The 12755-nt window shown below is 39.2% G+C and carries 6 protein-coding genes; 2 read left to right on the forward strand and 4 right to left on the reverse strand.

Going from position 1 to position 12755, the window contains the following annotated elements; translation table 11 throughout:
- Positions 1-324 precede the first annotated feature (324 nt).
- A complete protein-coding gene (locus tag KO505_RS08040; protein ID WP_216055011.1) occupies positions 325-3051 on the forward strand; it encodes a TonB-dependent receptor in 2727 nt (908 codons plus the stop codon).
- A 173-nt stretch (positions 3052-3224) separates the two neighbouring features.
- Positions 3225-4157, forward strand: coding sequence for a transporter substrate-binding domain-containing protein (locus tag KO505_RS08045; protein ID WP_216054929.1), 933 nt, complete (start codon positions 3225-3227; stop codon positions 4155-4157).
- Between the two features lie 62 nt (positions 4158-4219).
- Here KO505_RS08045 and KO505_RS08050 read toward each other — a convergent pair whose 3' ends face one another.
- From KO505_RS08050 to KO505_RS08065, 4 genes are all read right to left on the reverse strand, one after another.
- Entirely contained in the window at positions 4220-5137 is a 918-nt protein-coding gene (locus tag KO505_RS08050; protein ID WP_216054930.1) for a 6-phosphogluconolactonase, read from the reverse strand.
- Positions 5138-5211: 74 nt separating this feature from the next.
- Positions 5212-6579, reverse strand: coding sequence for a glycoside hydrolase family 28 protein (locus KO505_RS08055; RefSeq protein ID WP_216054931.1), 1368 nt, complete (start codon positions 6577-6579; stop codon positions 5212-5214).
- Between the two features lie 36 nt (positions 6580-6615).
- Positions 6616-8145, reverse strand: a complete 1530-nt coding sequence (locus KO505_RS08060; protein WP_216054932.1) for a hypothetical protein — start codon at positions 8143-8145, stop codon at positions 6616-6618.
- A gap of 193 nt (positions 8146-8338) precedes the next feature.
- Complete coding sequence (locus KO505_RS08065) at positions 8339-12751, reverse strand: hypothetical protein (protein WP_216054933.1); 4413 nt, start codon at positions 12749-12751, stop codon at positions 8339-8341.
- Between the last annotated feature and the right edge of the window lie 4 nt (positions 12752-12755).

The following is a 12755-nucleotide window of genomic DNA, read 5'->3' on the forward strand; positions in this document are numbered from 1 at the left end:
TTTTACCCTATTCGTACAAATACAAAAAACACAAACATAAACACCTGATAACTAAAGATTTTTTACATGTTAAATAAAATACTTTCACATAAGTTGTTAATAATGCGCATTAATCAGGTGCAAAATACATTCTTAATTTTATTTTAATTTTTTTATTGACAAGGGATTACTTTTTGAGCTTAAATCAATTTGTGCCACCGGTGGCAACAATCTAAATAAATATAACCGGGACTAAAAATAATTACAAAAAAATTCTAAATACATAATAATTATAAAAAACACGAGGAGACCATCGTGAAGTCAAACTACAAACTCAACAGGTTAATGACATCTATGATACTTGCTGGAGGTTTATCAACTTCTCTGGCAACCGTTGCTGAAGAACAAGAAGATACAAAAAAAGCCAAATCGGATGTAGAAGTAATTGAAGTTAAGGGCTTTAGAGGTTCTTTAAACCGTGCGCTTTTTGAAAAACGTCAAACAGTAAACAACAAAGAAACGATTATGAGTGAGGATGTAGGTAAGTTTCCTGACTTGAACTTAACAGAATCGCTTCAACGTGTAACAGGTGTTGCTATATCACGTGAAGGTGGTGAAGGTCGTCAAGTCACACTTCGTGGTTTAAGCCCTTCTTACACACGTACCACTTTAAATGGTATGGAAGTACCAGGAAGTAGTGATGGTACTGACTCAGGCGGTGGTATCAATACAGGTCGAGGATTCGATTTTAATATTTTTGCATCTGAATTGTTCAATAGAATCGATATCCAAAAATCCCCTACAGCTTCGATGGAAGAAGGCGGAATAGCTGGTACTGTAGACCTATACTCAGCAAAACCATTCGACAAACCAGGCCTTCAAGTTGTTGCTTCAGGTCAAGGTGGTTATAACGATGTTACAGGTGAAATAGACCCTCGTTTGGCATTTATGGTCAGTAATACGTTCGCCGATGACACTGTTGGTGTTCTATTCTCTCTTGCTCAATCTGACCGTACTGTTCGTCAAGAAGGTTTTGGTACTGTTAGATGGACAACCCCAGTTGAAGACGGAAACCTTTACACCAATACAGACTCATTAACTATATCGGGTACTCCAGCATCAAATTCATGTGCCGACAAAAATGGTGATGTAGCTCATGTTGCAAACTGTTTATGGACACCCCGTTTACCTAGACCAGACTTTTTTGGTAACGAGCAAGATCGTTTAGGTTTTACAGGGTCAATTCAGTGGCGTCCAAATGACGATTTAGAATTAACATTTGATACCCTACATTCTACACTAGATAACAACCGTACGATGTATAACTTTTTTGAACAATTCCGTTCTACTTTCGATGATATAACACCTGTTGCTATAACCATTGCCGACAATGGTAAACAAGTAGAAGCTGGAACATTTGATGGTATAAAATCTAGAATTGAAAGCCGCCAACAGATTTCGACAACTGAGTTTAGTCAGTTTGTATTATCTGGTAAATACATAATCAGCGATCAATTAGTACTCGATGGCATGATAGGTAGTGCTAAGTCAGAAGCGCGATCAGAGCAATATCGATACAACATGACATCGATAGACAGTCATCGATTTAGCTTCGACTTTTCAAACAATCCTAACGCGCCTGTAACGAGTTACGGCTATGATGTAAATGACGCGAGCAATTACAACCTTACTGATGGTCGTTTACGAGCGGGGGACACCGTTCGTGATAATACAACGGCAAAACTTGATCTAACTTATGAAATGGACGAAATGACTGTCCGAACCGGTCTAGCGTACAATGATCGTGAAGTTAATTACTATGAAACTGAAATTAAAGACTTCCCTGATCAAGATTCGGCAACGGGTTTTGCAACCGACTTCCCTTACTCAGACTTTGGTGACGGCTTCGACGGACCATTAAGTTCTTTCACTGTTGCTGATTTTGGTGCGATTCAATCACAGCTGTTGGATACCATGAATGACGGCAATGGCATTGAGTGGAGTGTTCGTATAGGTTCAAGTTGGATTGTACAAGAAGAAACAACGGCCCTTTACCTTGAAGCTGATAAAGAGTTTTACTTCGGTGATATGGTATTACGTGCTAACGCAGGTGGACGATATATTGATACAACAACTACCTCTACTGGTTATGTTCCTACCGGAGACAGTGTAGATACGGTTAAAATTTCATCTTCATACGATAACTTCTTACCAGCGTTAAACTTAGCGTTAGATGTCACAGAGGAGATTGTTTTGCGATTTGGAGCATCTAAATCAATGACACGCCCTAGTTTAAACTCACTAAACCCGGGCAATCCAAGTTTTGACTACATTAATGGAACTGTCGGTACAGGAAACCCAAATTTAGAAGCAATGACGTCATCTAACTTAGATGTGGGATTTGAGTGGTATTTTGCAGAAGAATCGTTAGTTGCTGTGAACTTCTTTGACAAAGAAATTGACAACGAAATTGAACGTGACACAGAAAACAAACTTGTTGATCCAGCATATTACGACTTCATTAATGCCGATGATCAATACGAAGCTGCTATTTCACAAGACCCATTTAACACCCCATTTGACCATAGCATTCCATTAAACAAAGCGACAAAAGCAGTTAGTGGTTTCGAGGCCGTTTATCAACAGCCACTATCGTTTTTACCGGCACCTTTAAATGGTTTCGGTATCTTAGCCAACTACACATTTGTTGAGCCTGAGTTGAACGAAAATGGCGAAGGTATTACCGGTCTTTCAGAGAACTCGTATAACTTCACATTATATTACGAGCAAGAAAACTATGGTGGTCGTATTTCAATGAACAAACGTGATGACTACATCACTGATTTTTCTGGTAGCAATGGCAACGTCGAACATGGCACATCGGGCCCTACACATGTTGATGTATCAGCCTTCTATAACTTGAATGAAAATATAAGTTTTACTGTTGAGATCATCAACTTAACCGATGAACACGAAAGATTGTATACCACAGGTGACGGTACGCTTAATTTAATGCGTGAATACAACCATACTGGTACTACAGTATTCTTTGGTGCACGTTACACTATGTAACTCTCTAACAATTTGTAAATTACAAAGACCAATAATTCTTAACGGTTATTGGTCTTTTTTGTTCCCAAAATGCAAATTCAATCTGATCGTACATAACATAAATTAAATATAACAACATAGCGGTCCACGACGCACTTTAATTACCAGTGATTTAACCCAAATAAGATAAAATGATGTTTAATTGTATCTCTGCTTTGCTTTTGCTCACCACGATTTGTGGTTCTGCATTTGCTTGCCAACCGTTGTCAAATAATTCAACACCCGTCATTTATTTTCCAGCTAAGTTAGGCTCGGAACACCCAAAAGAAGACTATATTTTCCAATTACTACAACTTGTAATTAACAAATCAGAAGTCAAATACGGTCCCTGTGTCGTTGAATTTACTCTTTATCAAGCGCCTTTAAAACGTATGCAATATTACTTAGAGAGTGGTCGAGATGTTGATGTTATCGCACTAACAGTAAGTCAAGAGCGAGACCAAAACCTATTACCTATTAAAGTACCTATTGCCAAAGGGTTGGTTGGTTATCGATTACTCATGATCAATACCAATAACGCTAATCGATTTAACAACATCAATTCATTAAAACAATTAAAAAAATTTGTTGCCGGTCAAGGAACAGATTGGCCTGATGTAACAATTTTACAGCAAAACGATCTTCCTGTGGTCACCAGCGGCAGCGTAAAAACCTTAGTGCAAATGTTAGCCCACAATCGCTTTGATTACTTCCCTCAAGGCGCGTTACAAATCGGAAGGGTATTAGACAACTACCGTAACAAAAAAATCTCTATCGCTGAAAACGTGTTAATTAGTTACCCCAGCATGACTGCTTTCTACGTCAATAAAGGTAATAAAAAATTAGCTGAACGTTTGGAGTATGGATTGAAACAAGCATACCTAGATGGCAGCTTTAATTATTTTTTTGAACAACACCCATTAACTCTAAATGCCGCAAACTATTTGAAATTACATAAAAAGAAGATATTATTTTTATGTAATAAAAATTTATCCAAATGGGCACCTATCGCTAACGACGCATACTGGTTGCGCCCTTGGTCGAGCGATGTTAAGAACTGCTCAATTCAATTAGAGCAAACAATGTAAGTCACCTAGGCTCATACGTTTTCCTGAGCGGCATATAAGTGACCCACTTTTATCAACCCGCTTTACAGACCTAAATTTGGCAGTACAAAAGACTTCGCATTTGGATGAAGTCGTATCCAAAGTCCAGGATTCTCATTCAATTGACCGGCAGCTTCAGTTGTATCTTTACTTATAGTCATGTTTAAAACTTTCCTATACGTTGTTATTTTGGCCGGCGCGGTATCGGCATCAACCACAGCTTGTACTAGTTTTTTAGCTTGTAAAATGGTTGCGGGCCCTAATGTAAGTATGTACTTTGCACTACGACACACAGCTTCATCTTTAGCACTCACCTTAGCGCCACCAGCTTTAAACTTACTGATATGGTGCTCCAATATACTACTTGAAATAGGAATAATTCCAGCAACATGATCTGCTTTAGCGCCAGAATACGGCTTAATATAAGCAAGATGAGAAGCCTGATTCTCTTCAGGACCATGCCCGATAAAAAATATATCTAACCCGCCAAGTGCCTCCATTTTATTTAAATACTCCGTCATAGCTTGTTCTAGGTCGGTGCAATCCGTTTGCATAGGGATAAAACGTTTAATTTTTGTAAAAAAAGAGCTACCTAAAATTCGCTCAAAGTCTCGTACAAAACTAAAGCCGTTATCCATACTCATCGGCGCTAATGCGTCTTGTGTAAACACATTCAACCTTGATAATAGAGCGTCATGTTCAGTGTTTTTTGCTAATTCTCCTAACAGTCGGTGAAATTCTTGTCCTCCACGTCCACCAAGTAATGCGATATTAATATCGCCATGTTTGGTCTGAGCTGTATCAAACAGCTCATTTAACATAGCTAAACCAACGTCCGCTTCAGATGCTAACACCACAGGGTTAAGCCCTTGATCAACAAACGACAAAGAGAGGTCAGTATCCCTTGATAACCATAAGTTGTGATTCTCTTCAAATCTAATAAACGCTGAATGTTTCGACATTGTATTTACCTATATGATTTAATTAACTCGTTTCCCTTCATTCCTTTAACTGTGCATATTGGGGAACGAGGGGATTATTTACTCAGTTGCCAACTTAAGCTGCCATCAATCCGTTGGTCGCCAACCACAAAATTATCAAACTTAATATTTTGCGCATTTTCGACATTAAATAAGGTGTCGAATTTGTTAATCTGGATATTTTTAAACGTTACGTTACTTAAGGGTTGTTCCGCAGGTGCATGTACTTCCAAAACATTTGTCGCGTTTATAACGCGTATATTTTCAAACACTATGTTGTTATATGTGGAAGGGAATTTATCGACACCTTGTCGTGGGTAATTAAGTTGAAACCAAAAGAGATTATGAAAACTCTCCACCATAAAGTCTCGGATATAAATGTTTTCTACTAACCCACCTCGGTCTAAATTTGCTTTAAATCGAAATGCGGAGTCCCCTTTTCGCAAAATGTTGTCGTGAAAAAACACATTTTTCACACCGCCTGACATTTCACTGCCAATTGCAATGCCATCTTCTCCTCCCATATCGTTATGGCGAACCACAATATTAGTACTAGGAACGCCAATAGTTCGACCATCTAAATCACGTCCTGACTTAATAACAACCGCGTCATCCCCTGTACGAAACCAAGCGTTCTCAATTAATACATTACTGCTCGACTCAACATCAACACCATCATTATTACCTATATGACTATCAACCCGAATCCCCTGCACCGTTACGTTATTAGCATAGACTAAGTGTGTCACCCAAAAAGGCGAGTTCACACTTAAGTAATCTTGTAACAATATTCGTTGTGCATTAAAAAACTGGACTAAAGGCGGGCGAAGGTATTCTCCAACTGTAAATATACGTTGTTCAAGCGGTGTCAAATTTGCGCCCATTTCTCGTAGTTTTAAATAGCTAGGTTTTGCTTTGGACATCCAATTAATAAATTGACTATTTTCATTGCCATCTAACGTGCCTTTTCCTGTAATAGCGACATCTTCAACATTAGCGGCATAAACGAGAGGTGAGTAAGAATATACCTCTGTGCCTTCCCAGCGTGTTTTAACCGCTGGTAAATAATCTTCTGGTTCGCCAGAAAAGACAACTCGGGCACCTTCTGAAAGATGTAAATTAATTTTACTTTTTAAATGAATAGGGCCTTTAGATGTCCATAGTCCAGCAGGTACGATAACCTTCCCGCCTCCCACTTTAATAGCAGCTTCTATCGCAGCTAAAATGGCAGGACGAGCGTCTTTATCTGTTCCACTTTGTGCACCAAACTTTATAATATTAAATTCATTGTTTGGGATATTAGGCTTTTGAATAGCCGCAACTATTTTATCTGCCTCTAACCATGGGTCATTAGCAAAAACAAGATTATGACTTACCGATAAAACCAACAATAAAGCCATCACAAAGTTAGCAATATATTTCATACCTACTCCTATAACTAATGTATTTATTATTTGTTGTTACTGACAAGTCGTCGGCGCAGCGGCAATGATTTCGTCAAAACCGACAGTATATTCCGACAACCAAGGTGTTAAACCGTCTTTGCCAGCTGTCGCTAGAACATAATCACGTAACGCCTCACCGGCAGGGAGTTTGTTTACGTCAAGGGCGAGTTTTGATTCTGTACTATAATCACCATACATATATGGTGCAGTACCAACGAGTATATCAACCGAAGACGAGGAACCATTTGGCCGACAACTGCTATCGGATTCGAAAACAACACTGTCACTCACCTGTATATGCCCCTCTTCAACCACATCGCCTAAAATATTATTAGTCCAATCAGCTAACTCATCACCTTTGTCATTAATGGTTGGATTCATAAACAAATTAGCATCAACCGCAACTCGGCCACCAACTCTGATACTCATAATGTCTTTGCGATAACCGTAAAAAACATTGTTAATCAAATGCGTCTGGCCACGGCGAAGTAAAGGAACTCGACGCATGGTATTAAATGAATTGGCTGCATAATATTCATCCGAAGTCACAAACAGATTATTTAATAAAGTAGAGGTGATTTGTTGGTTTATGGTTCGGCTGTCGCTTGAGCCATGCAAAGCAGCACGTTTAACATTAATTAATTTATTAAAAGATACGGTAATATCATGAGCCCCCACTTTGACATCAAATGCAGAGTCCCCCGTGGTATCAAATGTGTTTTGATGGATCCAGATATGATGAGAACCGCCAGTTGATCTGATCATATCAGGGTCCAATGCATGATCTTCTGTGTGACCTGCCCCAACAAAGTAATTATTAGTAATGATGATGTTGTCACTTATATGAGTGGAAATTCCACTTGAATCCGAACCTATTTTAAAGCCATTAAATACAAATTTAACCTTAGCGCCACGTCCATCTATAGTGGTATTACTGTCAATCATATAGTTACCGACCGGTAAATTACTGTTGTTCAATTCAGTGTTAAAAAACCTTGATAAACAGTCGCTATTTGAAACACCTTTTAAAGAACACCAGGCATAAGGGTCACGACACGTTGACTCATCAACACCAAGTGAGGATGCTAATGACCCAGAACAATATGGCCGATACATCATAATTGACGTTTCATCAGCAAAATCTTTCTTATCAAAAACGATCCAGTTGTGTTCAGGCGATGAAATGGCCGATAAAATCTGTTCCTCTGGTTTATCCTTGGTAATCACAATCAATTTAGAACCACCATTGGAGTTATATCCCCCAGTGGTATCTTCGCCGTAACCAACAGGTTCTCCTAATGACTCTGATAAACAAGCAACGATCTCTTGATCCGTTTGCAAAGCAGACTCTCGCCAATTAATTGCATCATTACTCACTAACTCTTCACAACCAGCATTAAAATTGTTTGTTTGTTCATCCGAGCTATTCTCATCGTCATTAACCTTTGTTTCTTGGTCTGTTTGCGACGGATATTTAACCTCTGAACAAGCTGTCATAAAACACAATGAAAGGCAGATCAAAAGAGGGTTGAGTAGATTATTCATAATAATTTCCTAGTCAAAGTGGAACATTTGATTAGAGTTAGTCTATCTATCGTTTCACTTATCAATACTGATAGCGGTTGCAATATTTCTACTACATTTTATTGGTAGTGAGAGGCAAAAAAGCAAAGCCTTAACAAAGACACAATCTGTATATGTTAAGGCTCAGCTTAAGTTTGGTTATATTGGTATTTAGTTACTCGGTATATTCAATTTTAAAGTTATCGATGACAACAACTGCACCGCTTTCCGCTCTAAGTTGAATAAAGGATGTTTCAGTAGCGACTAACCCTTCAACTTCTATTGTTCCGGCCGAAAGCTCAGCAACTTTGACTGAATAGAACTTAGAATCACCACCATGAATAGACTTACCACTGCTTGATGAGTTGTTATCAACATACATCATAAAGCTGTTATCTTGATCACCAGCATCCGGCTCACTGGCACTAATAACATCAAAGCTAATTGTGTAAGCTTTACTCAGATCCAAATCACCACTAACCGAGGTATCCGTGTCAGCCGTCTCAACATCAGGTGCCGTTTCGCCAATTGAAAAACGGGCATTATCAATAGTTAATTGACCATCCGTAATGGTTAATCGGCTACTGCCCCCGGTTGCATTGTATAATGGCAGCGTGTCATCACTACTAATTGACGAATAATCGGCTGTGAAAAACACATCAGCGGTCGTTTCAAACATTTCAGAAACCACAGGTTGTACTTCAACATATTCAATTTTAAAGTTATCAATGACAACAACTGCACCGCTTTCCGCTCTAAGTTGAATAAAGGATGTTTCAGTAGCAACAAACCCTTCAATCTCTATTGTTCCTGCAGATAGCTCTGCAACTTTGACTGAATAGAACTTAGAATCGCCACCATGAATAGACTTACCACTGCTTGATGAGTTGTTATCAACATACATCATAAAGCTGTTATCTTGATCGCCAGCATCCGGCTCACTAGCACTGATAACATCAAAGCTAATTTTGTAAGCTTTACTCAGGTCCAAGTCACCACTGACTGTGGTATCCGTGTCAGCCGTCTCAACATCAGGTGCCGTTTCACCAATTGAGAATCTAGCATTATCGATGGTTAACTGACCATCCGTAATGGTTAATCGGCTGCTGCCCCCGGTTGCATTGTATAATGGCAGCGTGTCATCACTACTTAATGATGCATAATCCGCCGTAAAGAAGGTTTCAGATGTTGTATTGAAGCTTTCGCTCATCAATTCATTATTTGATACGTACTCAAAACGTAAGTTATCAATCTCGACATTACCTCCACTTTCGGCTCTGAACTGCAGAAATGAAGTGGCGGTACCAATAAATCCATCCACTTCTATAGTTCCAGGCGTTAAATCTGCAATTTTGACAGAATAAAATTTTGATTCTGCACCGTGAATTGATTTACTACTACTTGACGTATTGTTGTCCATATAAATAATGAAACTGTTGCCTTGATCTTCCGCATCTGGCTCTTCTGCACTAATGACGTCAAATACAATTTTATAAGGTTTGCTGAAATCAAATACACCAACCGTAGTGGTATCTGTCTCTGTTGTTGTATCTTTTTCGCCAATAGAGTGCCCTATCGTAAAGCGGTCAGCCGTAATCAATAACGTATTGGACTCAGTGACTACCGCCGTGCTTCCTGTTTTAAAGTACATTGGTGTTGAACTGTCATCTGGCAGCGATTTGTATTCAGCTGTGAAAAAATCTAATCCGTTATTTTCAAATGTTTCTTCAAAAAATACATTAGGATCTGCGTATTCAATTTTCAAATTGTTGAGCTCAATTTTGGCACCACTTTCTGCACGCAGTTGAATAAATGATGTTGACGTTGCAACAAAACCATCGAGTGTCACGGTTGAACCTGCTGATAACGATTCAACATCCACTGAGTAGAACTTAGAATCACTACCATGAATAGATTTACCGCTACTTGATGTATTATTGTCAACGTAAATCATGAAGTTAGTACTGGTATCTTCTGCATCCGTTTTGGTTGCATTAACGACATCGAAGCTTATTTTGTATGGTCTACTTAAGTCGAATACACCAGTTGTTACGCTATCATCTGCGGAGGTTTCTAACTTGCTACCACCAGACTCTGGGGTATGATTACCCAAAGTGAATCGACTGTTGTCTAACACAATACTGTTCGAGTCAATTTCAATTGTGCCACCGGTTTTATAAAACATCGGTGTATCACTTCCTGTCATGCCAACTTCACCATTTACAGATTGAAACTCTGCAGTAAATAAGGTTTCAGCATCTGTGGCTTGGGTAAAATCAATGCTATATGGCAAAGAAACTTTGATAGGAACCGGCGCAACATAAGGTTCAATGGTGATCGAACTGATCACAATTTTACTGGTCCCTGTAGATGCAAATTGTAAAAAGGATTTTGCCGTTCCAACTTCAATTCCTGCGCCATTATTATCAATGATCATTTCACCAGCGGTGATTGCCGACACGTCAGTTTGGAAAATTAAAGAATCACTTCCATGCATTGAGTTTGCTGCTGATGAAGTGTCATTATCAACATAGATCTCAAACGAGTCGCTCGCGTCGCCTTGAGTGACTGAGTCAATAGTTAATACGATTTGATAAGGTCTGCTTAAATCCAATACACCACTACTGTTGCTGTCTGATGTAAGCGTAGATTCTTCTGGGAGATAATCGCCCATTGTGAAACGACCGCCCGTTAATGCAAGACCACCAGCTTCTTGGGTAACAGTGCCACCGGTTAAAGCAAACATAGCAATATTATCAGCCTCGCCAGGTTGATCGTCTCCTGCGCTAGCAACGCCAGCTAGATTTAAGTATTCAGGGGAAAATACGTCTATTTCTGAATTAGCAGTTAAATCTACGGTCTCAGTAAACGAAATAGCACTTGGTGGGATAAACAGATCACTTGCATCGATTGAATCCGCCACCGTATTTATTCTCAAATTATCAATGGTAATATCGCCAGCACTATCGGTTCTAAACTGGAAGAATGAATTGGTAATGCTTGTATTTAATATGCCTCGGTCTGTAGCTGGATCTGAATTAGCGCCATTAACGACGTCTTCGCCCGGTAAATATGTGTAAGAGAATTTACCAACTCCCACTGATTCATCTGCTGTGAATTCAGTCCAAGATGTTAAGTCAGAAAAGCTTTTTCCGAAAAACTTAGAAGCGTCACCATGGATTGATTTAGCTTGGCTAGTTGAGTTGTTGTCTATATATAACGACAAACCGCCTCCCACACCATGGGCCACAATATCAAAACTAATGGTAAATCCTTCGCTTATATTGTAAATACCTGTTCCCACAGAATCAGTCACATCCGTTTCGTTTTGAGTACCACTGTCATTTAATGGTGCTGCATTTCCAATGACAAAACGCGCGGCCGCTAATTGTAAAACACCACTAGTTGCGTCAACTTCTGGGCTCCCACCCGATTTAACATAAAGTGGTCTGTCAGCTAACTTTTTAGATAAAAATTTATGAGAGGACGTGAAAAAATTTTCCGTCGTTGTTGAAAAGTCTTCAATCAATTCAACACCCACATCGTCTTTCTTAGCTTCTAAACTGACTAACTCTAGTTCGGTTTGCGAGGTTGTGAAGGTAAATAAGTTGACCTTCAAGTCTTCGTCAAAAGCACAATCATTAACTAACGTCGCTAACTCTGTATTAGTTGACGCCGTTGATTGGCATAAACTATAAACATCATCAACCGTATTGTAAGAGCGAGAGATCAAATAGCTCACTTGCTCACCTACCGTTAATTCGATCACTCGTTTACCAAAAACGAACTTATAGGTGCCACTGACGGTTACTAAATCTAAAGTAGAATCAGAATCTGTGTAGGTATAAGTACCTTCTAATCCGTTATCGTCTGTTGGTGTAAAATTGTATTGGTTCGTAACAGCAGTTTGATTAACAATAGTCGGGTTAAAAACGACCCCATTAAACTTGGATACATCAAATGCATTTGGTTGCGTTAAACTAAGCTGGGCATCGACATAATCCACAAAGTTTTCAACGGCCACTTGTTTGCTAACTATGGTCGAGTTGACCGTGCCAGCATTGGGCAACCAAGTTTCAAATTCAGCGTCAAAATCGTCATCTTCACGATTGAAAAAGTCTTGTGCCGTCTCACCATCGGTCAGATTCATTGTCGCTGCGTTAATGGCATCAGCGGCTATCGTAATACCGTTATTAGGATCACCGTCGGCATCTAATGTTTGCAATAAACGTAATGTATTTGTCACACTTTGATTAAATACTGTGTCCGTTTTAAATACTTGCAACGGGGTTACATAATTAGCACCCGATGTCGCAGGGAACTCAATTTCGCCTATATGGAAAGTAATTGAATCACCTCGAAAGTAATCAAAATTACCATTCTCATCAGTCACACCAGTTATTACTTCAGACACCCCACTCGCCTGTCTGTTAATTTTATATTGCAAACCAGCTACAGGTGCATCGACAAATTGACCAACTAACGGCGGCGCCGGATCTTCTACAACATTTATGGTACTTTCGCCACCACAACCAGCTAACACAAGTGCTGTTAATAGACTTGTCATTAATTTATTTTTATTCTTCATACAT

This window comes from Psychrosphaera sp. F3M07, assembly GCF_018860345.1.
GTDB classification, from domain to species: Bacteria; Pseudomonadota; Gammaproteobacteria; order Enterobacterales; family Alteromonadaceae; genus Psychrosphaera; species Psychrosphaera aquimarina.